Raw genomic sequence first — 23,129 nt, 5'->3', positions numbered from 1 at the left:
AAAAATTTACGGCTCCAAAACAGCGTTCAAAAACGGCAGCATGTGCGTGCGTACTGCTTCATACTGATCTGCTCGAAGAAGTTGCTCCTTGGTTTCTGGATTGATCTCTCGTCCAGAGAACTCAACGCCCTGCATGCTGCCAGTAGCCAAAACCAACTGACTTCCTTTTGGGCGGTCGTTAATGGCGAACCTGATCATCTTTTCTGCATTCTTAGGATCAGGGTCTTGTTGGAGAGGCGTATCAACAACAATTGGGCAAAAGCACGATGTAGAAAACTCATAGATAGTGTGCAAAACAGCATAATTGTATGCCAACAGTAGACGTGGAGCTCTGTTGCCAGTCTCCTTGATCGTTGGGCGAATGTTGTCCCACATATTCGAAGGGACATTTTCGACACCTAATTTTGTGCAAAACTCGCGCAGTTTTCCCGCATAAAACTTTATAATCTTCTCTTTATGCTCCTTCTTGTCAAAAGAGCTCATTTCCTTTTTTGCCGCCACGATCCTATCGTTCAAAGCACCTATGTCACCGTCAATCGCACGTTCTTCTTGCTCGAAGGTATCGTCTACGATGCGCTCGCTTTCATCGCGCAGCATGTCACCAAGTTTAATCTCGCCCCGCGTTTCTTCCAAAATTTCCTGAATCCGTTCAATACGTTTCTCCAGCGAAGGTATTGCCCTGAGCTTTGCGTCTATAACTTTGTCTAGTTTTTCGACTTTGGCTCTCGCTTCAACGAGGACAATTCGGCAGGCCTCCGCGTCGTTGTGAAGACCAAACCTGTTGGCGAAGTCGTTTTCATGGACCGTGCTGCACATTGGGCATACGATTTCGGCCTCGCTTAGCTTTTGCGAAAACTTGATATCCGCTTCCAACTCAGACAGTACTTTTGCAGCTATTTCCACTTCCTCCTGAGAAGCGGTTCTCTGTGACTGCAGTTGTCCAATTTCACCGCGTATTTCATCATAGCTTCTCTGCAGCGCGTTTTGTTCTTTCAATAGAGCTCTGATTCTGTCTTCGAACGCGCTAACGTCCAGTGCGATACCCATCTTTTCGCGTTTATCGCTAAAACGCTTCTTCGCTTTAGACAGAGCGACACGTTCTTGGGTTAGTTCATTTCGTGCAGCCGCAGTTTCATCTCTTAGAGCTTTCGCGCGATAGTACTCCTTCGGACGTATTCCTGTGTGATAGCGAGCAATGTCATCCTTGTAGCCGCTCACCATGTCCAAACCTGAAAATGACGCCCATGTTTCTACCCAACCCTTCTCTTGATCAAGATAAAAGGGAAGGAAGCAGAAAGCTGGCGGAGGCACCGAATTCTTGCCCCCCTTTAGCTTTGTCACAATCTCAAAATCGAGTAACTCACCAATTTTTGGACCCAATTCTTTAATTATCGAACTTGCAGTCCAAACTAACGATCCCTCATGATCAAAAAGAGCGAAGCGGCCTGCCTGCCTCAGAATAAAGTAGCCGTTGCCGTCGATCTCAAATTCCAGGAGTGATTCAACCTTTGCGTTCTTCCAAGCTTCTGGCGTACGTGATGGATCCGCTCCAAGAGAAGAATAGAGCGATTTGATCAAGCTAGACTTGCCAAAGTCGTTATCCGCTACGACCGCTGTTGCAGCTTGGCTGAAATCTTCAACTCTGGCTTTCTTTTCTTGATTTGATAGCAGCCAAAGTCTTTTGAATTTCAGCTTTTTCATGCCGCTTGGTCCTCAAATTCCTGATCAAAGATTTGTAGTTTTCTAACTTATTCGATTGAATACGCTTCATATAAGATCATCGCCTTTATGCGTTCGTCTGATGCCGTTTTGAGCTCTGCACGCACTTTTCCTCCCAATGCGTCGAAAACACTCGCCAGCAGCGCGTTCAAATCCATGTCCGTTCCACTTTGTTCCTGTAGATGGACTGCGATCAACCTCCTCACCTTCCGCACAGCTTCGTTTGGGTTTAGCACAGCAACGCGGAAACTGTTCCACTCACGCCTTAAACGTAGCTTTTGTGGCGCTGGCAAGTTGATCTCTGGTGCAATCTCTTCCCATTTGGGACATGCAACGGTTGCAGACACTGTTTTAAGCCAGTTGTCTGTATCCTTGCGAGTGATTCCGCGCTGAGCGACGACGTTGTCGTAGTCCGCTAAATCAATTTTTGTGGCGCGTGCTTTGGTGGTACATTCGTCTGACACGGCTTTGAAGAGCGCAGACAGAGAAAACTCAACCTCCCCAAGGCTGTCGACAACAAATGCTTCAAGCTTACCTTTGGCGTGGGTGTCTGCATCTTCGAGGCTCAAGTCAGATTTCTCGATCCAAAGAAGCTCGCTCTTTATTGTATCTTCGCCTCCAAACTCTTTCTCCAGTTTCTCAACTATTTTTTGCAAATCACCCTTATTGCACTCTTTAAGGCAGAATTTTTGTTTATCTGTTGGAGCAAAGTTTGTGGGAGCATTGCTGAGGAACGTGCTCGACTCTACATCACCGTCAAACGCGACAACATTTTGATACATTTTGCCAAGAAACGAAGAAGCTTCTTCGCTCTTTTTAGTATCCCGTTTTGTCAAAGCGGCAGGAGTCCAATGACCACTCTTCTTAGACTTAACCTGATAAAATTTGACGCTCTGCGGATCAATTGAATCGTCGAACAGCGCAATGTCATCGTGGAACTCAAAGACTAAAGCGTAGTCGCCATCTAGCCTGTGGCGCTCCAAAACCAATACAAGACCACACAGCGCCTGAAAGTGATAACGGGCATTGGTTGGTGCCCCGCTATCTTCCCGCGGTTGGGTGGCTGCCAGCTTTTGCTTTAGGTTGGGCAAAAATGATCCCTTCGCACATCAAAATAACTGCACGAACCATTGCCGAAAATTTCAACTCTGGCAAGAGCCGCGCTTCATCTAGAAGGCCCGTTGAGGCAATCCGCTACATTTAGTCCGCTAAGGATAAATAGTGTTGAGGGAGAAACAAATGAATTCGAAACAGACCAGTAGAGCAATCACACAAATTTTGCGCGACTTCGCACATCATGAGCGAACAGAGCAAATCGCAGTCGCCAAGCAGATGTTGCTGACTACAGAGCAACTCATCAATGAGCTAAAACGATCAATTTTGGAGACGAATGCGGCAGCACAGAGACGTAAAGCCAAGCGTCGCGAAACAGAAGTCGATCCCAAGCCACCCCTCAAGCCAGTGCGCATAGCTGAACCTAGAAAGCCAAGAAAACCTAAGTACAGCGGGTCATAATGGAGCCGCACATGACACTGGTGGAACAGGTATACGAACAATTGGTCAAATACGACCTGGTGCAGTGCGCCGAGGATTTCAGCACGCAATGGTGCAGCAAGAGCAAGAGCTGGTTTGGTGAGCGCAAGCACAATGGGCGCGATTTCAGTGTTACTGCCGCCATCGACTGCCTGCGCAGCGTGCAATTGAAACTCGTGACTCTACGTTTGAGCAACAGACGCACGGGCGGTCTACTTGAGGCGGAAATACGTGGTCTGGAAGAACTAAACATTGCGCTCAAAGCGTTCCTCGCTGAACAGCACCGCATTACAGAAATCGCGCTGGACGAGACGCCAAGCCGCAAGATGTTATAGAATATGCAATCCTTAACTTTTTTGCGGAACTGCCTTTGATTGCAAAAACTTAGCCCGTGCGCCTTTTTCGATCGCTTGGCAAAATGTGTGGTTTTATAATGAGTTACAACGAAACCACACATATTGGCTTAGACATGAAACAAGCAAAGCTACTGACCAAAGCAGAACAGAAACGCGTTAATGCAGTCATTGACGCGCATCGCTACAGCGCTCGCAACCACGCCATTTTCGCATTCAGCTTTCTTGCTGGCCTGCGCGCATGTGAGATCGCAGCGCTAAATGTTGGCGACGTCTTCGACACCAAAGGTAAAGCGCGTGACACAGTATTTCTTGCTGCGACACAAACCAAAGGCGATGAAGCTGGGGTAATTCTTGTGAACAAAAGGCTTCATAAAGCACTTGCGGCTTATGCCGCCGCCTACCCCCGCCACGTAAGCAAGCCTGATGCGCCGTTGTTTTTCAGCGCAAAGCGCGGTGGTTTTAGCGCGCAGACGATTGTGAACCTGTTTGCCAAGTTTTATTCTGCGGCAGGCATCAAGGGTGCCAGCTCACACAGCGGACGCAGACAGTTTTTGACTGAACTTGCGGACAAAGGTGTAAACGCCCGTGTCGTTCAGGCGCTTGCACGACACAAGCACCTCAATACTACGATGCGATACATAGACTTGAATGAGAACAAGTTACGGAATGCGATTGAACTAGTTTGATCCAATCAGGACCTTTTCGCTCAGAAGTCACCCGTTTCTCAAATGATCCTTAGCGCGCTAATAAATAGAAGTACGGTGAGGCGGGTAGCCGCCGCCAACATACCTATCTGCACATAGCGCCCTATCAATGACATTGAGTTTGCCAGCCACGTGTTGTCGCCAACGGATCTTGTCAGCGCAAGCCGCCCCAACAGAGGCGGCGAATAACAAGCAAAGTCGCAACTGGCTTGAAAAACATTATGCGATGGAACGAGATGAGAGGCTGAGCAATCAGCAACTCGTATGTGCTGCGGCGGTGGCTAATGGCTTTCGCAGTGCTGCGTTGGGAACAACTCTACGCACATAAAGGTAACAGCCCAACCCTATCTACCAGCCCTGCTGGTTGTGCGCATTAGCTGACTGAAGGACCCAGCAGGATGCCAAGAAGTCGACGAGAGGCGATCAGCCTCTCTATGACTTCTCGACCAGCAGGATGGCCTTTGAAAATGATGCCTATTAAATCTGATTGAAAAATCAGCACCAAGGGTTTCTGAGTTCTTTGCGGAGCAAAGATCGAAAGAAAGCTGAAGGTGCGTGTGGAGCTGCAAAGCAGCTACGCACTCACAAAAAAAAGCTAGGCGGGATACCTGGCAAGTCTGCCTACAAGGAAACCTAGATGCCGACCAAATTACGGAATTTTATCAAAAACCAAATAATTTCAAATATTTGCCTGAGCATCTCTTTTGTATATCAGTTGTTCCGCCAAATCTTGGAGCGGACGCCAATTGATCACCTTTTTCCGCAGAAACACTCTCATCCGCATGGCGGCGTGCGATGGGCGATGTGTTTCAAAACCTTAGCGGAGCCAGACAGAGACACTGGCCCCATTGAAACGCCATTTGCAATCACGGTTACCGTGTTGTGAGACATGAAATCCTCCCCTAGCGAAACCCAGCTCCCCTGTGCTGCCCTATGCGTGCCAAAACTAAGCCTTGCAACGTATATTCCCTTAGCTGTCTCACTGTCATAAGGGTTACCCATTGGGCCAATGTATATCGTCGCACCGTAATTCTCGCTCCATTGGATCGCATCGTTTCCATCAAACTTGAACTGGAGTTGAGGCCTCTTCCAGCTTGGAACTTCATCCTCGAAGAAGACTTCAAAGGTTGGCCCAATGAAATCGACTCCTGGAGGAGGACACGTAAGCGCTATTTTACCATCGCCAGACAATCCAACTTGATCATCGTAGTCGTTGTACCACTTTGCAGGCTTGGCTATGTTTGCTTGTGATAGAGCGATATTCCCTAACAACATGCTCAAGGTAAAAACCGTCGTTGTGATACTACCTTGAAGCAACTTTCTAACAATTATTTTAGGCATCATTTTCCACATCTTTGTTTCCTGAAACCGCACATCGCAGTGACGTCCTACTTCTAAGCTGCACATCTTAAGCAGCTAGCAAATTAGTGAATTCACCTGCTTAGCTTCTTTTGGCTACCTGCACGTTTAACATTCGCAAAGTAAACCGTGCCTGGGCGGACGTGCTTAACCCCTGCCGTGCAGCATAAATAAACGCCAATATCAAAGTGGTTCATTTTCGCTTTTTTGTGCGGGTGGTTTGGAGGCACGTTAAGTGTAGGACCCTTGTAATTCGCAACCTGCTGACCATCCAAATAGATGATGATTTGCCCATCTGACTGGTGGGACCACTTCGCAAAAACTTGAAAATTCCGCCACTGTCCTTTGAAATCCCGCATATTCATCAATGGTATTCGAACAACGTTTTTGCATTCGTGATTGGCAGGATCACCACTCGCCACCTGCAACTTTAAAAATAGTGCGTCATCGTTACCTTTGCTCGTCCAATGGGATAGCGACGCGTGTGTGCAGCGATAACCTTTCCACTGCGCAAAAATGTAGCCGCCTTTGGTCTGCGACCCACGCGTTGGAAATGAATCTGGAATGAGCATGTCCCAGCCGTACCAAGCCTCTGACGGTTGGGGAAAAACCCAACGACCATCGCTCTTTGATTCCCTAAGCATGGAGCGCACAGATCCATAGGAACAGTCACCCTTGCCTGTACCATCGCCGTAGGCAGATGTTGCGCAATCCCCCCCGTAAATCGAAAACGAGTGGATACGTTTTGCTTCGATTCCTTCGAATTTTCGCAACCGCTTGTATGAGTTTGGCAAGTTCGACGCGCTCTGCTCAAATCTCACACCGCCTGCGTTCGACGGACCACTGAATGTAGCTAAGACAATTGCCATCACCAAAATTACTTGTGGTACAAAAAATTTCACTGCCTCAATCCTCTAACTTTTCTCATTCACGCGAAGCACAAGTAGCTCACGCTTCACCTATAAGTGCCAAATTGGGACTTGTTGCGCACACCAGTCAAGCCCTATGTTGGAAGACAACTAGTTTGCAGCTTTGGGCTTAAGCATGACAGGGATTGAAAAATTAGCACGTCTGAAGCAACTGCTACTTGGCATGGAGCGGGACTTAGGCATTGATGATTTAAGTGCCGTGCAGAGAAATATTGTGTACGCCGCAACGCTCCTGAGCGAAACTTCAAAAACGGTTGAGACGGAAGAACTGCGGCAACATGAATTGCTGAACGGTGTGTCGCGCAGCGCCTTTTTTCGAGCATTGCGAGAACTAGTAGAAGCAGGGTATTTGCGACACGCGCAGGGTCGACAACGATCTTCGTATGTCGTGTCAAAAGAGCTAGGTAGCTGAGCCGTTGAAAGCATTTAGCAACCAAAACCTGCTGACACCGTTTCTTATTATTTCGCTTGCGCACTTACTCGCATTTGGAATCTCAATTTACATTCTGCTCCCCCTGCAAGCCCAGTACACGCCAGAGCTTGCACCCTATGCCAGTTTACTTTTCCTCCCACATGGCGTCCGCATATTGTCAGCATGGATGATGGGCTGGAAAGCTATCCCGTTATTCGCACCAACTGCCTTACTGACGCACTGGGTGAACTTTGGGGCTGCGGGTTTCACACTGACGGGACTTGCTGGTGTTTTCTCTGGAATAGTATGTGCCGCGGTAACTTTTTGGGTGCTAGCAAAGTTTGGGATGGACTTTCGAATAACGGCAAATCGTGCAGCAAATTGGCGAGATGTGATGGTAGCAGGTGCAATTGCCTCAGCAATCAATACATTTGGAATGGGTTGGGCTTTTAGCCACAACACAAATACTTTGATTGGTTACTTCATTGGCGACGTAAGTGGATTGTTTGCATGTATGCTAATCCTCATGCTGGCTTTTAAGATCGCGCGCGAAGCAGAAGAAAAAACCAGCTAAATCAGCTATATGCGGGAAAATACACCTGTGCACAAAATGGCACACAGCATCAATTTACCCACGCATTATACTGAATTTAATTAGTTATTCTTGATGTCGTTCTCTTGCAAATCCGTGTACACCGGTTCGATTCCGGTACTCGCCTCCAACAACATCCTAATCGCTGACTTGGCCCCGCAGTACGCGCGTGTGACGCTTGGTATTTTCAGACGTTCATGGCCCGCGATTCTGTCGAACTGCGGGCCAGATATGGCGTGTTTTTCGGAACACCAGCCTACCCCTGCTCGTTCACGGGGCGCGATGTAGTCTGGTGTTTGCCTTACCCTCAGGCGCGCCCTTGTGGCACAACCTCGTATCCCGGCTCTTCCGGTTCATCATCCGTCATTTCGGCTGGAAAGCCCGGGGCGGTGATATCCAGGCCGGTTGCCTCTTCCAGCCGTTTGATAATATTTGGTGAAAGCTCGCGTTCGCCATATCGTGCGATACCATCGTTAAAGATGTTGATCATCACCGGGTTTATTTCCAGCGGCACCCCGGCGCGGTCGGCGACCTCCTGAAACAAACCGATATCCTTCTTCACCAGATCCATGGTGAAGGAAATATCGCGCGACCCGTTCAGGATGACCTGACTTTCGGTTTCGTGCACGAAGGATGTGCCGGACGAGATTTTGATCGCCTCATAGGTCGTGTTCAGATCCATCCCCGCAGCCTTTGCTGTAACCAGTGCTTCGGCGCAGGTAATCAGGTTGGCAGTGGCAAGATAGTTGGTCATCACTTTCAGCACCGAGGCCGAGCCCAGCTCGCCGGTGTGCAAAACCCGGCGGCCCATTGTCGTCAGGAACGGCAGAATTCGTTCAAACGTTTCCCGGTCACAGCCCGCAAAGATCGAGATATTGCCCGTCGCGGCACGGTGGCACCCGCCAGAAACCGGGCAATCCACAGCTGCACCGCCGCGTGAAATGACTTCGGCACCGAGGCGTTTGACTTCGGCTTCGTCTGTGGTCGACATCTCCATCCAGATCTTGCCGGGGCCCACTTCGGGCAACATCTCCTTCATGACTGCGTCCGATGCTGCCGGAGACGGCAGACAGGTGATCACCGCATCGCAATCGCGCATCAGCTGGGCGGGCCCTTCTGCCGCCTTTGCGCCTTTGGCGACAAATTCGGCCACCAGATCTGCGTTCAGGTCATGCACAGTCAGGTCAATGCCATTGCGCAAAAGGGATCCCGAAAGCTTGCCGCCAACGTTACCCAGACCGATAAATCCCACTTTCATATGACGCATCTCCAAGTTCGTCGTTTTCCCGTCATGCGACCACATACCGAACACGCACTTCATGCCGCCGAACGACGCCTACAGGTCGCTTTTTTCACCTTGGCTTATTTGTTGCGCGCGAACCGCTTGACAAGCGGGCCGGCGGTGCCGCATGTCCCGGACGTTGGTGTCGGCAACAGCCGATGAAAAGGGAATGCGTCAACGGTTCATCCGCCAAACGCAGCCGCCCCCGCGACCGTGACCGGAGAGGATGCCCAATGCCACTGGCCTGTGCCGGGAAGGCGGGACATCCGACAGAGCGACCGCTCTGGCATCCGCAAGCCGGGAGACCTGCCAACACCCGAAGTTGAAACCGGGCGGGGTGTTCCGGTGTCGGGTCCATGTGCAGACGTGGTGCCCGCATGAAACCCCGTCCCCCGCGAAGAGGATTTGGGGGGATGAGAGACATGACCGAGACCGCACCGGTAGAATTACTGGTCTGCACGACTTGCCGCCGGGGTCTGCCCTTCGAGGATGATGCTGAGCGTCCCGGCACATTGTTGCACAAGGCCTTGGAACAGGCTGCCCTGCCAGATGGCATCATTCTGAAACCTGTCGAATGCCTTTCGAACTGCGATCAGGGCTGTTCCATCGTTCTTCGGGGCGGGCCGGATCGCTGGACCTTTGTTTACGAGAACCTGAACGAAGTCGATCACGTCGATGTCATCATCGATGGTGTGACCAAGTATCTGGCCACAGACGATGGTCTGGTGAAGTGGCGCGACCGTCCTGAACATTTCCGCAAAAACTGCGCCTCGCGCATTCCCCCGATTGGAGGCTGAGATCATGTCGAACCTAGAAAAACTTCCCGTCACCGTGATCACCGGCTTTCTGGGCTCGGGCAAAACCACGCTGGTGCGCCATCTGATGCAGAACCCGCAGGGAAAGCGTCTTGCGATTGTTGTTAACGAGTTTGGCGATGTGGGTGTTGATGGTGACATTCTAAAATCCTGCGCGATACCGGATTGCCCTGCGGAAAACATCGTGGAACTGGCAAACGGCTGCATTTGCTGCACCGTGGCTGATGATTTCATCCCGACCATCGAGGCGCTGATGGCGCTGGAACCGCGCCCGGATCACATCCTGATCGAAACATCCGGCCTTGCACTGCCAAAACCGCTGCTGAAAGCGTTTGATTGGCCTGATATTCGTTCGAAAATTACCGTTGATGGCGTGATCGCGCTGGCCGATGCCGAGGCCGTGGCCGCCGGTCGCTTTGCTCCGAACGTTGAAGCGGTGGATGCCCAACGGCTCGCTGATGACTCGATTGATCATGAAACACCCTTGTCCGAGGTATTCGAAGATCAAATCTCGTGCGCGGATATCATCCTGCTGACCAAGCCCGATTTGGCAGGTCCGGAAGGCATCGCGAAAGCCAAACAGATCATCGCCGCCGAGGCACCGCGGCCGCTTCCCGTTGTCGAGGTCGCCGAGGGTGTCGTCGACGTACGTGTCGTGCTTGGCCTTGAGGCTGCCGCCGAAGATGATATGGACGCCCGCCCGTCACATCACGATGGCCATCACGATCATGAGCATGACGATTTCGAAAGCATCATCGTCGAGTTGCCGGAACAGACCGACCCTGCGGAACTGGTAGCCAGAATCGAACGTCTTGCGACTGAGCTGAATATCCTGCGCGTCAAAGGCTATGCCGCCGTCGCTGGCAAACCGATGCGCCTGCTGGTTCAGGCTGTCGGCGCGCGGGTTCGTCACCAATACGACCGCCCGTGGGAGCCCGGTGAAGAGCGCCGCTCGCGCCTGGTCGTGATTGCCGAGCATGACGACATCAAAGAAGCCGAAATCCGTGATATCCTCGTGGGTGTGACCGAGGTTGCCGAGTAAGTCATGCACGTCGTCTTTCGCGAAAGCCACGGGCTCGAGGAAACCGAGACCCCAACCGATCTGGGCCAAAGCCCGGGTGATCTGGTTGTGCTGTCCTTTTCCGACAGTGACCTGGGCGCTTTCGCGGCGGGCTGGCATCGCGGCGGCGGGCCTGAGGGGCGGATGCCCACGATGCGGCTGGCCAATCTTGCGGCGCTGAAGCACCCTCTGTCCGTCGATACCTATGTCGAACAGACACTTGAGGGCGCAAAGGGCATCCTGATCCGTCTGATAGGTGGCGTGCCCTATTGGTCTTACGGGTTGCAACAGGTTCTGGCACTGGCGCAGGCCAAAGGCATCGCGCTGGCCGTTTTACCGGCGGATGGGCGCGAAGACACTCGGTTGGATGAGTATTCGACCCTGCCCCTCTCGACCCTGCGGCGGCTCGCACATTTGTGTGACACCGGCGGCGAAGTCGCCGCGCAGGCCGCATTGGCCCAGATGGCCTTGGCAGCAGGGCTTTATGCCGGGCCAGTGATGGGCGCGAAAACCCTGCCCGAATGCGGTGCGTGGTGTCCAGATCAGGGTGTCGTCCCGGTGGGTTCCGCATTCCAGAACGATACGAAACGCATCCTTGTCACCTTTTATCGCGCGTATCTGACATCCGCAGACACCGCCCCGGTCGCGGCCCTGATCCGCAGCCTGCGCGCCCGCGGGCTTCCGGCGGTGGGTCTGTTTGCCCCGTCGCTCAAGACCCCAGCCGCTGCCGACTGGCTCAGGGAACAGGTCGTTGCCTTGCGACCGTCGGCGATCATCAACGCCACTTCATTCTCGGGCAAGGGCGCGTCCGGCACGTCGCCTCTGGACGCAGCGGATGTGCCGGTGTTTCAGGTCGCTCTCGCCACCTCGCGACGCAAGGCCTGGGCCGAGGCCGAACGCGGCCTGTCACCCGCCGACCTCGCCATGCATGTGGTATTGCCCGAAGTGGACGGGCGAATATCGGCAGGCGTTGTCTCTTTCAAAGAACCGGGCAAGCGCGATCCGCATTTGGAATACTCGCGTTTTGCGCATCGGGCCGAGCCGGACCGGATCGAGGCGATCATCGACCGGGTATCGGGTTGGCTTGCCCTGAATGACAAACCCAAGGCAGATCAGGTTCCTGCGTTGGTACTGTCCACATATCCCGGCAAAGACTGGCAAATGGCCCATGCGGTTGGTCTCGACGCGCTGGCCTCGGCTGAGGCGATGCTGTCTGATCTTTGCAGTGAAGGCTACAACATCGCGGCTGGCGATCCGGTTGCCGACGCACTCTTGGACGCCCGGATATCGTGGCCGCTTGAGGATTATCTGAGTGCGCTCGCTGAATTGCCCCAGACCCTGCGCACCGATCTGCACGCCGTATGGGGCAATCCCGAGCAAGACCCAACTTTCACTCAGGGCGCGTTTCACTTCACGGCTTTGCGACGCGGCAAGGCGCTGGTCGCACTGCAACCAGAGCGCGGAACACCCGAACTGCGTGATGACGACTATCACGACCTTTCGCGTACCCCGCGCCATAGCTATGTCGCCTTCTATTTGTGGCTGCGCAAAGGTCTTGGCGCGGATGCGCTGATCCATATCGGTGCGCATGGCACACTGGAATGGCTGCCCGGCAAATCGGTCGCCCTATCAGCAGACTGCTGGCCCGAGGCGCTGATCCGTGACCTGCCGGTGATCTACCCGTTTATAGTCAACGACCCGGGCGAGGCCGCGCAAGCCAAACGCCGGATCGGCGCCGTGACCCTGGGCCACATCCCGCCCCCCATGAAAGAAAGCGGAACGCCTGACCGGATGGTGCGGCTGGAAGCCCTGCTGGACGAGTTCTCAAACGCGGACGGCCTTGACCCCAGACGCCGTGACCGGTTGCAGGAAGATATCCGGGATGAGGCGCAAGCCATTGGGCTGGAGCACGATCTGGGCCTGAACCAGGCCACCAGCACCGCGGAAGCAATCACGCGCATCGACCGCTTTGTCTGCGATATCAAAGAAAGCCAGTTTGGCGACGGGCTGCACGTCTATGGGCGTGTTCCGGATGTGACCGGCAGTTTCGACCCAGCCCCATCCGCCCATGCCGAACGCAAGGCCCTGATCAATGCGTTGGCTGGCAAGCGGATCGAGGCTGGCCCGTCCGGCTCGCCCTATCGGGGCCGCTCTGACGTGCTGCCGACCGGGCGAAACCTGTTCACCACCGACCCGCGGTCCGTGCCCACCCGCGCAGCCTACACGCAAGGCGTGAAACTGGCCGAGGAACTGGTACGGCGGCACTTGCAGGAGGAAGGCGATTACCCGAAAGGGTTGATTGTCGATCTGTGGGGATCGGCCACCATGCGCACGGCGGGCGAAGAATTCGCCATGGCCCTGCACCTGCTGGGTGTAAAGCCGGTTTGGGATAAGGGATCCGAGCGGGTTTCGGGTATCGAAGTGCTGCCCATCACCGACCTGAGCCGCCCGCGCCTGGACCTCACCTTGCGGGTTTCGGGCTTGTTTCGCGATGTGTTCCCCACGTTGTCAGCCCTTTATGGTCAGGCGGTTCGGGCATTGTCAGAGCGTGACGAAGCGACCGACTGGAATCCCTATGCCGGTCACGCCCCGGCTGCGCGGGTGTTTGGCCCGGCACCCGGCAGTTACGGCCTGAACATGACCCATCTGTCCGAGACCTATACGGACGAGGCGCGCGCCCAAGCCGGGGAGGCATGGCTTGAGGCCAGTTCGTACGCGCTGGAAGGTGAACACATCGCGCAGGACAAAGCGGGGATCACGGATCGTGTCGCCAAGGCCGACAGTTTTGTTCACCTCCAGGATCTGACAGAAACTGACCTGCTGCTGGCCAACGATTATGCCACGCATGAGGCCGGTTTTGCCGCCGCCAAAAACATCACTGGTGGCACCGCTCAGCTTTACCATCTGGACAACACCAACCCCGATAATCCGCGCGCCCGGACTCTGCCGGAAGAAATCAGCCGCGTCGTTCATGCCCGCGCTGCCAACCCCGGCTGGATTTCCGGGATGCAGCGCCATGGGTTTCGCGGCGCCGCCGAGATCGCGGCGACGCTGGATCACATGGCCTCATTCGCACATCTGTCGGGCACTGTCGCTCCGCATCTGTTTGATCTCTACCACGAAGCCACATTGGGCAATGAGGCCGTTGATGCCTTTCTGCAAGAGGCCAACCCGAAGGCCCATCAGGCCATGCAAGACAGGTTCCGTGCATTGCTGGAAGCGGGGCTTTGGAACACACGCCGGAATTCGATCCGGGCCGATTTGGAGGGTTTGGGATGAGTGCACCTATCGTTCAAGGATGGTGTCCCGGCGCGCATCGTCCGATGATGTCAGGCGACGGGCTGGTCGTGCGGGTCCGTCCGCGTCTGGCGCGACTGAATGCCAGGCAGGCTATTGGTTTGTGCGAACTGGCTGAACGGTTCGGCAATGGCACCATCGACCTGACCAATCGTGCCAACCTGCAACTGCGCGGCGTGGATGAGCGCGACCACCAGCCGTTGCTTGTGGAACTTGCAGCGTTGAACTTGCTTGATGCGGAACCCGGCATCGAAGTGCGCCGCAATATTCTGGTTACACCGCTCTATCAGGCGGGCGATTTGACCGCGCGGCTGACACAGGAGTTGATTGATCGACTGGCCGAATTGCCTGCTCTGCCCGCTAAGTTTGGATTTGCCATAGATACAGGCCCGAAGCGCCTGTTAGCCTCGGATTCCGCAGATATTCGTCTGGAACTGGGTGCCGACGGTCTGATCCTGCGCGCCGACGGCTGCAAAACCGGGCGGTGTGTGACCGAGGATGACGCCATTGACCACGTGATCGCGCTGGCCCGATGGTTTGCCCGGACCTATACGGCCGAGACACGTCGCATGGCGCGGGTCACTCACGCGTTGCCACAGGAATGGCAGGGATTTTCCCCCGGTCCTGTCGGTGAAAAACTGCAACCCGGCCCCTGTGAACTGGGTACTCTCTATGGCGCGGCGTTCGGCTCGCTGCCTGCGCGCAAGCTTTGTGAACTGATTGAAGCCAGCGGCGCTTCAGCCCTGCGTGTCACCCCGTGGCGACTGATCCTGCTGGAAGGCGGGGCGGCGATACCCGCCCCGGATTTTGTCACGGACGGAGCCGATCCGATGATGACAACCGACGCCTGCCCCGGCGCGCCGTTCTGCCCGCAAGCGCAAGTGGAAACCCGCGACATCGCCCGTGCATTGGCCCGGCGTATTCCCGGTCGCCTGCATGTCTCGGGCTGCGCCAAAGGATGCGCCCATATGGGCCCGGCCGACATCACAGTGGTCGGAAACAACGGGCGATTTGATCTTGTCAAACAGGGCCGCGCAGGGGATGAGCCCTGCCAATGCGGGCTCGCCCCCGAAACACTCATGACCATGGACTTCACCTGATGCCCTACACTTACGAAACTGATGGCGCGGCGATCTACAAGGAAAGCTTTGCCACCATCCGGTCCGAGGCTGATCTGACCCGCTTTGATGCCGATGAAGAGCAGGTCGCCGTTCGGATGATCCACGCCGCTGGCATGGTCGGGCTGGAGGAGTTTGTACATTTCTCACCTGGATTTGTGCAGACCGCACGCACGGCGCTGGAAAACGGCGCGGCGATCCTGTGTGACGCGCGCATGGTCAGCGAGGGTGTGACCCGCTTCCGTCTGCCTGCAGACAACCAGGTGATCTGCACCCTACATGACGAACGCGTGCGCCCTCTGGCCGCCGAGATGAGCAACACCCGTTCGGCCGCTGCGCTGGAACTCTGGCGCCCGTATCTGGAAGGTGCTCTGGTCGCCATCGGAAACGCGCCCACCGCGCTGTTTCACTTGCTGAACATGCTGGAAAACCCCGATTGCCCGCGCCCTGCTGCGATCATCGGCTGCCCGGTCGGATTTGTCGGAGCGATGGAGTCCAAAGACGCGTTGTGGCAGGCGCAACCCGTTCCGTCCTGCATTGTAAAAGGTCGTCTGGGCGGCAGCGCCATCACGGTGGCAGCCATTAATGCCATTGCAAGCCGGGCAGAATGAAGATGGGTACCATATACGGTGTGGGCCTTGGCCCCGGTGACCCGGATCTGATGAGTGTCCGGGCCGATCGCCTTCTGCGCAACGCCAAGCACGTGGCATTCTTTCGCAAACCAGGTCGCAGCGGTCAGGCCCGCAAAATCGTCAACGGGATGATCCCCGAAGGCGCGATTGAATTTCCGATGGAATACCCTGTGACCACCGAGATTCCGGTCACCGATCCGCGTTATAATGAATTGCTGGCCGCGTTTTATGAAGAGTGCACAGCACACCTGAAGACGCTGTCGGCACAGGGCGAGGATGTGGTGGTCCTGTGCGAGGGTGATCCGTTTTTCTACGGCTCGTTCATGCATCTTTACAACCGGTTGCGTGACGAAGCTCCGGTTGAGGTTGTGCCAGCCATCACGGGTATGTCCGGTGCGTGGACGGCCACGGGCGATCCGATCACATGGGGCGATGATGTGCTGACCGTGCTGGTTGGTACTCTGCCCGAGGAGGTTTTGGCTGAACGTATGGCGCAGACAGATGCCTTGGTCGTGATGAAAATCGGGCGGAACATCGACAAGGTGAAACGCGCGTTGAAAACCTCTGGTCTGTATGACCGCGCATGGATTGTCGAATACGCGCAGATGCCGAACCAGACGGTGACAAAATTGTCTGAGGCCTGCGAGAAGATCACCCCATATTTCTCGATCATCGTTGTTCATGGTCAGGGGCGCCGACCATGAGCGGCTGGGTCAAGATCGCAGGCCTTGGTCCGGGGGACGAGGCGCTGGTCACCCCCGAAGTTTCAGCGGCTTTGGCCGACGCCACCGATGTGGTGGGCTACATCCCTTATGTAGCCCGCGTGGCCGACCGACCCGGCCTGACCCTGCACGCCAGTGATAACCGGGTTGAAATCGACCGCTCGCAACACGCGCTGCAAATGGCCGTCGAAGGCAGGCGGGTGGTTGTTGTGTCCTCGGGCGATCCCGGTGTGTTTGCAATGGCTGCCGCTGTGTTCGAAGCGTTGGAGAATGGCCCAACAGAATGGCGTGACATTCAGGTAGATGTGCTGCCGGGGATCACCGCGATGCTGGCCGCATCTGCCCGCGCGGGCGCTCCGATGGGGCATGATTTCTGCGCCATCAACCTTAGCGACAACCTAAAGCCTTGGGCACTGATCGAAAAACGCCTGCGCTTGGCTGCGCAGGCCGATTTTTCGATGGCATTCTACAACCCCCGCTCGAAGTCTCGCCCGGAAGGCTTTGTAAAGACACTGGAAATCCTACGCGAAGAATGCGAGCCCGAGCGGGTGATCCTGTTTGCGCGCGCCGTGTCACGAGCGGATGAGGTGATCCGGGTTTCTACCCTGGCCGAGGCCACGCCCGAGATGGCGGATATGCAGACCGTGGTTATTGTCGGTTCGTCGCGCACCCGAGTCATCGAACGCAAAGGCACGCCGATCGTCTATACGCCACGCTTCACCCCGGTCGAGGATCAGGGATGAGACACCCAGTCCAGAACCTGTGTGACAGCCGAAAGCTCGGTCCGCTTAGGCAGAACAGGGCGCTCGATCATAAGCACTGGCAGGCCCAGCGCCCGCGCTGCGTCCAGCTTGGCGCGCGCACCCAAGCCGCCCGCGTTCTTGGACACCACAAGCTGCGTCCTGTGTTGCTGCATCAATGCGCGGTCATCGGCTTCTGCAAAAGGACCTCGGGCCACGACAACCTGCGCCAAAGGCAAAGGCACGCTGTCAGGCTCGTCCACCAGACGCAGCAGGTAGTGATGCTGGGGCTGGGCTGCAAAGTCTTCAAGATGCATACGCCCGACAGCCAGGAACACACGCTGCGGATCACCTGCAAGCGCATCGACGGCGGCAGTGATATCGGGCACGCGGTGCCAGACATCGCCGGGTTGCGGCTTCCACACCGCGCGGGTCAACGCGGCCAGTGGAACCTGAGTTGTGTGACACGCCTCAATCGCGTTCCGGCTCATCTGCGCCGCAAATGGATGGGTCGCATCCACGACATGGGTGATCGCGTTTTCACGGATGTAGTGGGCCAGACCTTCCGGGCCGCCAAACCCGCCAACTCGCACCGGCAACGGCTGCGGACGCGGGGTTTCCACCCGTCCCGCATAAGAATACACAGCCGCAATCCCCTGTTCCGCAACAGCTTTGGCCAGAGCGTTGGCCTCGGTCGTGCCGCCAAGAATCAGGAGGTTGGGCATGTCTGAATCTCCGTGGCTGACCGTTTTGGGATTGGGCGAAGATGGGCTTGATGGCCTGTCGCCTGCAAGCCGTCAAGTGCTGGACCGGGCCGAAGTGATCATGGGGCCGCCTCGTCACCTGTCGCTGCTGCCGGAAAACGAGGCTGAGCGGGTCGAATGGCCGGTGCCGTTCTCGGACGGATTGCCGATCCTGAAAGGCCTGCGCGGACGGCAGACGGTGGTTCTGGCGTCAGGTGATCCGTTCTGGTTTGGCGCGGGGTCCGTCATCGCGCGTAACTTTGATGCCAAAGAGTGGACCGCCCTGCCCGGCCAGTCTACATTTTCGCTGGCCGCTGCGCGGCTGGGCTGGCCTTTGGAAAGCACGCTGACCTTTGGCCTGCACGCTGCGCCTTTGACCCGATTGCGACCGCATCTGGCCCCGGGACTTCATGCCATTGCGCTATTGCGTGACGGCAAGGCAGTTGCTGAACTGGCGACATATCTTAGCGAAACCGGATTTGCCGACAGCGCGTTGCATGTGATGCAGGCCCTCGGCGGCCCGCGTGAAAGCGTCCAGACAGTGAGCCTGACCGAAGCTTTGCTGGGAACCTTCGATCATCCCGTCTGCGTCGGGTTGGAAGTGACCGGCACTGGGCGGGGACTGTCCAAGGCCTCGGGCAAGCCAGATGATCTTTTTGAAACCGACGGTCAGATCACCAAACGCCCGATCCGGGCACTGACCCTGTCCGCACTGGCCCCGCAGCGGGGCGAGCATCTGTGGGATATCGGCGGTGGCACTGGTTCGATCAGCATCGAATGGCTGATGTGTGACCCGACCCTGACCGCCACCAGTATCGAACCCCGCGCAGACAGGGCCGAACGCATTCGTCGCAATGCCGACGCGCTGGGGCAGGATCGGTTACAGGTTGTCCACGGTACCGCGCCCGAAGCGCTGGCCGGTTTGCCCCTGCCGGACGTGGTTTTCATCGGCGGTGGGCTCAGCCCCAGCCTGCTGGCGTGGCTTCGCGACGCCCTGCCCGCTGGCACCCGGTTGGTCGCCAATGCGGTAACGTTGGAAAGCGAAGCCCTGTTGGCGCGATGGCACCAAGACCTGGGCGGAGACCTGTTGCGGATCGAACTGGCACATTCTGCACCGCTCGGACCGCGGCGCGGCTGGAAGGCTGCCTATCCGGTCGTGCAGTGGAGCGTGACCTTATGATCGTGGCAGGCTTGGGCTTTTCATCAGACGCGACGGCAGACAGTTTGCGCGCCGCCTATGACGCGGCAGCGGCCAGCCATGATGTCCAAGCTCTGGCGACGGTTGCCGACAAAAGCGGCCACTCTGCGCTGGCGGCCTTTGCGGAAAGCCTTGCCCTTCCGCTGCATTTCGTGGCGGCTGCCGATTTGGCCGGACAACGCACCCTGACATGCTCTAACCGCAGCCGTGCCGCTTATGGCACCGGCAGCGTAGCCGAAGCATCCGCCCTTGCCGCCGCCGGGTCCGGCGCGCGGCTGCTTTCACCCAGACACATTTCGGACGACCGGCTGGCCACCTGCGCCATCGCCATCGGAGGACAAACATGACCGTTCATTTCATCGGCGCCGGACCGGGCGCTGCAGACCTGTTGACATTGCGTGGGCGCGACATCATCGCCTCGTGCCCTGTGTGCCTATATGCCGGATCACTGGTGCCCGAGGAAATTCTGAGCCACTGCCCCAAAGACGCAAAAATCATCAACACTGCGCCCATGGATCTGGACCAGATCATGGCCGAGATCGAAGTCGCGCATAAAGCGGGTCAGGATGTGGCGCGGCTGCATTCGGGCGATTTGTCAGTCTGGTCGGCGATGGGCGAACAGATCCGCCGCCTTAAAGAAATGGGCATTCCGGTCAGTGTGACCCCTGGCGTACCATCCTTTGCCGCCGCCGCAGCGGCCCTGGGCACCGAACTGACCCTGCCGGGACTGGCGCAATCAGTGGTTCTGACCCGGACGCCGGGGCGCGCGTCATCCATGCCCGAAGGTGAAACGCTGGTGAATTTTGCCCGTACCGGCGCGACTTTGGCTATTCATCTGTCAATCGGCAATCTGGACAAGGTTATCGCAGACCTGACCCCGGCTTATGGCGCCGATTGTCCGGTGGCCGTTGTGTATCGCGCAAGCTGGCCGGATGAAAAGATCATCCGCGCAACGCTGGAAACCCTGAAAGGGTCGCTGGACGAAAGCATCTCGCGCACGGCTTTGATCATGGTAGGCCCCGCGCTGGCCGGTGAGGGTTTTGACGAAAGCTGTCTTTATTCCAGAGATTACGACCGCCGCTATCGCCCGCAAAGTGCCGATAGCCCTTGGTCAAGCTGGAGCCATGGTGATGACTAACCCTCCGGGTATTTTGATTTCAGCTCCCTCTTCGGGTACCGGCAAGACGACGGTCATGCTGGGCCTTTTGCGCGCGCTGGCCGAAGATGGCCTGACCGTGCAACCCTTTAAAAGCGGGCCGGATTATATCGATCCCGCCTTTCACCGGGCGGCTGCCGGGCGGGCTTCGTTCAATCTGGACAGCTGGGCAATGACGGATCCCCTGTTCAGCGCTATTTCCGCTCAGGCTGAAGGCGCTGACATTGTGGTGGCCGAGGGCTCGATGGGTTTGTTCGACGGTGTCGCAAAGCCCGGCGAAGATGGGCACGGTTCAAGCGCCGAGACCGCCCTGCGCATGGGCTGGCCCGTTGTACTTGTGTTGGATGTGGGCGGGCAGGCACAATCAGCGGCGGCAACGGCGCTGGGGTTCAGGATGTACAATCCTGACCTGCCCTTTGCCGGAGTGATCCTGAACCGATGCGCCAGCCCCCGCCATGAACGCCTGACCCGTCTGGGGATGGAGCGCGCGGGCCTGCCTGTTCTGGGCGTCCTGCCCCGGCGTGGTGATTTGACCCTGCCCGAGCGGCATCTGGGACTTATTCAGGCGGTCGAACACCCCGATCTGGAAAGCGCCATTGTAGGTTATGCCGCGTTCTTGCGAGAACATGTGGACCTTGACGCAATCAAGTGGGCGGCTTCCTCAGGCCCCGGCGGGCCTTCGTCAGCCGCGCTGCCGCGCCCCCCCGCCCAGCGGATCGCCCTGGCCCGTGATGCCGCCTTTTCCTTTACCTACCCCCACCTTTTGCAGGGGTGGCACGATGCGGGTGCCGAGATCTTGCCTTTTTCCCCCTTGGCGAACGAACCTCCGGTGGCGGATGCCGATCTGGTCTGGCTGCCCGGCGGGTACCCCGAATTGCACGCCGGAACCTTGGCAGCGGCGACCACCTTCATGAGTGGTTTGCGTAAACATGCGGAAACAAAACCGGTGCACGGAGAATGCGGCGGCTACATGGCACTTGGTCAGGCGCTGATCGACAAGGACGGCGTGCAACATGAAATGGCCGGATTGCTGGGCCTCGTCACATCCTACCAGAAGCGCAAGTTCAATCTTGGCTACAGAAAAGCCGAGTTGTTGGCCCCCATGCCCGGCTTTGCCAAAGGCGCAGCCTTGCGCGGGCACGAGTTCCACTATTCCTCGATCGTGGATCAACCGGACGCCCCATTGGCACGCGTGTTTGACGCCGAAGGGGAAGAAGGTCCGCAAACCGGATCACTGCGTGGCAATGTCACTGGCACGTTCTTTCACCTGATTGCGGAGGCGTCGGCATGAGCGGTTTTGTTTCTTTCATCGGCTCTGGCCCCGGTGATCCGGAACTGCTGACACTCAAGGCGGTGGACCGGATGCAAAAGGCCGATGCGATCCTGTTCGACGATCTCAGCAGCGGCCCCATCCTGAGCCATGCGCGCGACGATGCGGATCTGGTTGGCGTCGGAAAGCGGGCCGGTCGTCCGTCCCCCAAGCAGGACCATGTCAGCCGGTTGCTGGTGGATTATGCGCAATCCGGTCAGCATGTAGTGCGCCTGAAGTCCGGCGACGGCGGTATGTTCGGACGGCTAGAGGAAGAGCTTGTCGCCCTGCGCGCAGCCGGAATCGCCTATGAGATCATTCCCGGCGTCCCCTCAGCAGTGGCAGCGGCAGCGGCCGCAGGCATTCCGTTGACGCGCAGGCTCACGGCCCGGCGGGTCCAGTTCGTGACCGGCCATGACGTCAGTGGTGAATTACCCGACGACCTGAACCTGAAAGCGCTGGCTGATCCGCAGGCCACGACCGTCGTTTTCATGGGCAAGCGCACCTTTCCCCTGCTGGTCGAAGCCCTGCACACGCAAGGATTGCCGTTGGATACTCCGGCGCTTATGGCCGAATCCGTCTCGACCCCCGACCAAAAGCTGCAACGCGCCACGATTGGCGCGCTGGCAGAGCAGCTGAAAACCGAGATTGGCAAAGCACCGGCGCTGATCCTTTATGGTCCGCTGGCGGAGTTCGACGATGAATGATCTGAGCTTGATCGGTATCGGCACCGGCAATCCGGATCATGTAACGTTTCAAGGCGCGCAGGCGATCCGGGCGGCGGATTTGATCCTGATTCCACGCAAGGGGGAAAACAAGGCTGATCTGGCCGGGCTGCGTGAAGCGATCATCGAGCGTGTCGCCGAAACGCCGCCACAGATCGCCTATTTCGATATTCCCCAGCGCCGGGCCGACGATGGCTACCTGCGCGGTGTCGATGAATGGCACGACACCATCGCCCTGCGCTGGCAAGCGGCCATTGCCGCGCATCCAGAGGCGCAGCATGTCGCGCTGCTGATTTGGGGGGATCCGTCCCTCTATGACAGCTCACTGCGCATCGCTGCCCGGTTGAACCCGCAACCCAATACCAAGGTTATCCCCGGCATCACCGCCTTGCAGGCGCTGACCGCCGCCCATGCGATCCCGATCAATGATCTGGGCGCGCCCTACGTTGTCACAACCGGTCGTCGTATCCGGGATGAAGGCTGGCCTGATGCGGCCTCGAACGTCGCTGTGATGCTGGACGGCGAATGCTCGTTCCAAACCCTTGATTTGGCAAGTTATGACATTTGGTGGGGCGCCTATGTGGGTATGAAAGAAGAGGTTCTGATCAGTGGCCCGCTGGATGAGGTTGCGCAGAATATCCTTGAGACCCGGGCGAAAGCCCGCGCCGAACATGGCTGGATCATGGATATCTACCTGTTGAAGGCGCGACAGAAATAACGCACGGGCA

24 protein-coding genes and 1 riboswitch are annotated in these 23,129 nt (G+C 56.9%); of the genes, 18 read left to right on the top strand and 6 right to left on the bottom strand.

Going from position 1 to position 23,129, the window contains the following annotated elements:
• Positions 1-6: 6 nt before the first annotated feature.
• Complete coding sequence (locus tag AC2FPW_RS07530) at positions 7-1,701, bottom strand: hypothetical protein (protein WP_496813077.1); 1,695 nt, start codon at positions 1,699-1,701, stop codon at positions 7-9.
• A gap of 47 nt (positions 1,702-1,748) precedes the next feature.
• The gene (locus AC2FPW_RS07525; protein ID WP_496813076.1) at positions 1,749-2,810 is read right to left on the bottom strand and encodes a dsDNA nuclease domain-containing protein; all 1,062 of its coding nucleotides are present in this window, start codon (positions 2,808-2,810) and stop codon (positions 1,749-1,751) included.
• Positions 2,811-2,958: 148 nt separating this feature from the next.
• Between AC2FPW_RS07525 and AC2FPW_RS07520 the strand changes: the two genes are divergently transcribed.
• The 3 genes from AC2FPW_RS07520 (at position 2,959) to AC2FPW_RS07510 (ending at position 4,294) form a co-directional block, all read left to right on the top strand.
• On the top strand, positions 2,959-3,234 hold the full coding sequence (locus AC2FPW_RS07520) for a hypothetical protein (RefSeq protein WP_496813074.1): 276 nt from the start codon (positions 2,959-2,961) through the stop codon (positions 3,232-3,234).
• 11 nt (positions 3,235-3,245) lie between these two features.
• On the top strand, positions 3,246-3,587 hold the full coding sequence (locus AC2FPW_RS07515; RefSeq protein ID WP_496813073.1) for a DUF6626 family protein: 342 nt from the start codon (positions 3,246-3,248) through the stop codon (positions 3,585-3,587).
• A 98-nt stretch (positions 3,588-3,685) separates the two neighbouring features.
• A complete protein-coding gene (locus AC2FPW_RS07510; RefSeq protein WP_496813072.1) occupies positions 3,686-4,294 on the top strand; it encodes a tyrosine-type recombinase/integrase in 609 nt (202 codons plus the stop codon).
• A gap of 792 nt (positions 4,295-5,086) precedes the next feature.
• On the opposite strand, the gene AC2FPW_RS07505 is transcribed toward AC2FPW_RS07510, so the two are convergent.
• Positions 5,087-5,665 carry a hypothetical protein gene (locus tag AC2FPW_RS07505; RefSeq protein WP_496813071.1) on the bottom strand — a complete coding sequence of 193 codons (579 nt, stop codon included), beginning with the start codon at positions 5,663-5,665 and terminating at the stop codon, positions 5,087-5,089.
• Positions 5,666-5,745: 80 nt separating this feature from the next.
• Positions 5,746-6,573: a heparin lyase I family protein gene (locus AC2FPW_RS07500; RefSeq protein ID WP_496813069.1), complete on the bottom strand. Its 828-nt coding sequence runs from the start codon at positions 6,571-6,573 to the stop codon at positions 5,746-5,748.
• A 142-nt stretch (positions 6,574-6,715) separates the two neighbouring features.
• On the opposite strand from AC2FPW_RS07500, the gene AC2FPW_RS07495 reads away from it, so the two are divergent.
• Positions 6,716-7,012 (top strand): hypothetical protein, encoded by a 297-nt coding sequence (locus tag AC2FPW_RS07495; protein WP_496813067.1) that lies wholly within the window; start codon positions 6,716-6,718, stop codon positions 7,010-7,012.
• 4 nt (positions 7,013-7,016) lie between these two features.
• Positions 7,017-7,586, top strand: a complete 570-nt coding sequence (locus AC2FPW_RS07490; RefSeq protein WP_496813065.1) for a hypothetical protein — start codon at positions 7,017-7,019, stop codon at positions 7,584-7,586.
• 325 nt (positions 7,587-7,911) lie between these two features.
• Here AC2FPW_RS07490 and AC2FPW_RS07485 read toward each other — a convergent pair whose 3' ends face one another.
• Complete coding sequence (locus tag AC2FPW_RS07485; protein ID WP_480484275.1) at positions 7,912-8,907, bottom strand: NAD(P)-dependent oxidoreductase; 996 nt, start codon at positions 8,905-8,907, stop codon at positions 7,912-7,914.
• 102 nt (positions 8,908-9,009) lie between these two features.
• A riboswitch (cobalamin riboswitch) is annotated at positions 9,010-9,214 on the top strand.
• A gap of 94 nt (positions 9,215-9,308) precedes the next feature.
• Between AC2FPW_RS07485 and AC2FPW_RS07480 the strand changes: the two genes are divergently transcribed.
• The 7 genes from AC2FPW_RS07480 to cobJ are packed head-to-tail and all read left to right on the top strand — an operon-like array spanning position 9,309 to position 17,273.
• Positions 9,309-9,683, top strand: coding sequence for a DUF1636 family protein (locus AC2FPW_RS07480; RefSeq protein ID WP_480484221.1), 375 nt, complete (start codon positions 9,309-9,311; stop codon positions 9,681-9,683).
• Between the two features lie 4 nt (positions 9,684-9,687).
• Positions 9,688-10,743 (top strand): cobalamin biosynthesis protein CobW, encoded by a 1,056-nt coding sequence (cobW, locus tag AC2FPW_RS07475; protein WP_496813063.1) that lies wholly within the window; start codon positions 9,688-9,690, stop codon positions 10,741-10,743.
• Positions 10,744-10,746: 3 nt separating this feature from the next.
• Positions 10,747-14,040: a cobaltochelatase subunit CobN gene (gene cobN / locus AC2FPW_RS07470; protein ID WP_496813061.1), complete on the top strand. Its 3,294-nt coding sequence runs from the start codon at positions 10,747-10,749 to the stop codon at positions 14,038-14,040.
• Entirely contained in the window at positions 14,037-15,158 is a 1,122-nt protein-coding gene (locus AC2FPW_RS07465) for a ferredoxin-like domain-containing protein (protein WP_496813060.1), read from the top strand. Before cobN ends, AC2FPW_RS07465 begins: the two co-directional genes overlap by 4 nt.
• Complete coding sequence (locus AC2FPW_RS07460) at positions 15,158-15,787, top strand: precorrin-8X methylmutase (RefSeq protein ID WP_496813058.1); 630 nt, start codon at positions 15,158-15,160, stop codon at positions 15,785-15,787. The genes AC2FPW_RS07465 and AC2FPW_RS07460 overlap by 1 nt, the downstream gene beginning before the upstream one ends.
• The gene (locus AC2FPW_RS07455; protein ID WP_496813057.1) at positions 15,784-16,512 is read left to right on the top strand and encodes a precorrin-2 C(20)-methyltransferase; all 729 of its coding nucleotides are present in this window, start codon (positions 15,784-15,786) and stop codon (positions 16,510-16,512) included. The genes AC2FPW_RS07460 and AC2FPW_RS07455 overlap by 4 nt, the downstream gene beginning before the upstream one ends.
• Positions 16,509-17,273, top strand: coding sequence for a precorrin-3B C(17)-methyltransferase (gene cobJ, locus AC2FPW_RS07450; RefSeq protein WP_496813056.1), 765 nt, complete (start codon positions 16,509-16,511; stop codon positions 17,271-17,273). The genes AC2FPW_RS07455 and cobJ overlap by 4 nt, the downstream gene beginning before the upstream one ends.
• Here the strand turns inward: cobJ and AC2FPW_RS07445 are convergent.
• Entirely contained in the window at positions 17,264-17,995 is a 732-nt protein-coding gene (locus AC2FPW_RS07445; protein WP_496813054.1) for a cobalt-precorrin-6A reductase, read from the bottom strand. The genes cobJ and AC2FPW_RS07445 overlap by 10 nt on opposite strands.
• Between AC2FPW_RS07445 and cbiE the strand changes: the two genes are divergently transcribed.
• Genes cbiE through cobF form a run of 6 tightly spaced genes read left to right on the top strand, consistent with a single transcriptional unit; the run spans position 17,994 to position 23,119 of the window.
• Entirely contained in the window at positions 17,994-19,193 is a 1,200-nt protein-coding gene (cbiE, locus tag AC2FPW_RS07440; RefSeq protein ID WP_496813053.1) for a precorrin-6y C5,15-methyltransferase (decarboxylating) subunit CbiE, read from the top strand. The two genes, AC2FPW_RS07445 and cbiE, sit on opposite strands and share 2 nt — an antisense overlap.
• A complete protein-coding gene (locus tag AC2FPW_RS07435) occupies positions 19,190-19,558 on the top strand; it encodes a cobalamin biosynthesis protein (RefSeq protein ID WP_480504562.1) in 369 nt (122 codons plus the stop codon). Before cbiE ends, AC2FPW_RS07435 begins: the two co-directional genes overlap by 4 nt.
• Positions 19,555-20,349, top strand: coding sequence for a precorrin-4 C(11)-methyltransferase (cobM, locus tag AC2FPW_RS07430; protein ID WP_480558275.1), 795 nt, complete (start codon positions 19,555-19,557; stop codon positions 20,347-20,349). Before AC2FPW_RS07435 ends, cobM begins: the two co-directional genes overlap by 4 nt.
• Complete coding sequence (locus AC2FPW_RS07425) at positions 20,336-21,658, top strand: cobyrinic acid a,c-diamide synthase CobB (protein ID WP_496813052.1); 1,323 nt, start codon at positions 20,336-20,338, stop codon at positions 21,656-21,658. The genes cobM and AC2FPW_RS07425 overlap by 14 nt, the downstream gene beginning before the upstream one ends.
• A complete protein-coding gene (gene cobA / locus AC2FPW_RS07420) occupies positions 21,655-22,383 on the top strand; it encodes a uroporphyrinogen-III C-methyltransferase (protein WP_480919994.1) in 729 nt (242 codons plus the stop codon). Before AC2FPW_RS07425 ends, cobA begins: the two co-directional genes overlap by 4 nt.
• A complete protein-coding gene (cobF, locus tag AC2FPW_RS07415; RefSeq protein ID WP_496813051.1) occupies positions 22,376-23,119 on the top strand; it encodes a precorrin-6A synthase (deacetylating) in 744 nt (247 codons plus the stop codon). Before cobA ends, cobF begins: the two co-directional genes overlap by 8 nt.
• The last annotated feature ends 10 nt before the right edge of the window (positions 23,120-23,129 follow it).

The organism is Ruegeria sp. SATB027 (assembly GCF_059613825.1).
This window is presented reverse-complemented; position numbering and strand designations above follow the sequence as displayed.

Coding starts and splice junctions, on each gene's coding strand:
- cobM (WP_480558275.1), top strand. CDS start 19,555: ATGACCGTTCATTTCATCGGCGCCGGACCGGGCGCTGCAGACCTGTTG.
- cbiE (WP_496813053.1), top strand. CDS start 17,994: ATGTCTGAATCTCCGTGGCTGACCGTTTTGGGATTGGGCGAAGATGGG.
- cobA (WP_480919994.1), top strand. CDS start 21,655: ATGAGCGGTTTTGTTTCTTTCATCGGCTCTGGCCCCGGTGATCCGGAA.
- AC2FPW_RS07445 (WP_496813054.1), bottom strand. CDS start 17,995: ATGCCCAACCTCCTGATTCTTGGCGGCACGACCGAGGCCAACGCTCTG.
- AC2FPW_RS07465 (WP_496813060.1), top strand. CDS start 14,037: ATGAGTGCACCTATCGTTCAAGGATGGTGTCCCGGCGCGCATCGTCCG.
- AC2FPW_RS07455 (WP_496813057.1), top strand. CDS start 15,784: ATGAAGATGGGTACCATATACGGTGTGGGCCTTGGCCCCGGTGACCCG.
- cobJ (WP_496813056.1), top strand. CDS start 16,509: ATGAGCGGCTGGGTCAAGATCGCAGGCCTTGGTCCGGGGGACGAGGCG.
- cobN (WP_496813061.1), top strand. CDS start 10,747: ATGCACGTCGTCTTTCGCGAAAGCCACGGGCTCGAGGAAACCGAGACC.
- AC2FPW_RS07485 (WP_480484275.1), bottom strand. CDS start 8,907: ATGTGGTCGCATGACGGGAAAACGACGAACTTGGAGATGCGTCATATG.
- AC2FPW_RS07495 (WP_496813067.1), top strand. CDS start 6,716: ATGACAGGGATTGAAAAATTAGCACGTCTGAAGCAACTGCTACTTGGC.
- AC2FPW_RS07425 (WP_496813052.1), top strand. CDS start 20,336: ATGGTGATGACTAACCCTCCGGGTATTTTGATTTCAGCTCCCTCTTCG.
- AC2FPW_RS07530 (WP_496813077.1), bottom strand. CDS start 1,701: ATGAAAAAGCTGAAATTCAAAAGACTTTGGCTGCTATCAAATCAAGAA.
- AC2FPW_RS07515 (WP_496813073.1), top strand. CDS start 3,246: ATGACACTGGTGGAACAGGTATACGAACAATTGGTCAAATACGACCTG.
- AC2FPW_RS07435 (WP_480504562.1), top strand. CDS start 19,190: ATGATCGTGGCAGGCTTGGGCTTTTCATCAGACGCGACGGCAGACAGT.
- cobF (WP_496813051.1), top strand. CDS start 22,376: ATGAATGATCTGAGCTTGATCGGTATCGGCACCGGCAATCCGGATCAT.
- AC2FPW_RS07505 (WP_496813071.1), bottom strand. CDS start 5,665: ATGTGGAAAATGATGCCTAAAATAATTGTTAGAAAGTTGCTTCAAGGT.
- AC2FPW_RS07510 (WP_496813072.1), top strand. CDS start 3,686: ATGAGTTACAACGAAACCACACATATTGGCTTAGACATGAAACAAGCA.
- AC2FPW_RS07520 (WP_496813074.1), top strand. CDS start 2,959: ATGAATTCGAAACAGACCAGTAGAGCAATCACACAAATTTTGCGCGAC.
- AC2FPW_RS07460 (WP_496813058.1), top strand. CDS start 15,158: ATGCCCTACACTTACGAAACTGATGGCGCGGCGATCTACAAGGAAAGC.
- AC2FPW_RS07480 (WP_480484221.1), top strand. CDS start 9,309: ATGACCGAGACCGCACCGGTAGAATTACTGGTCTGCACGACTTGCCGC.
- cobW (WP_496813063.1), top strand. CDS start 9,688: ATGTCGAACCTAGAAAAACTTCCCGTCACCGTGATCACCGGCTTTCTG.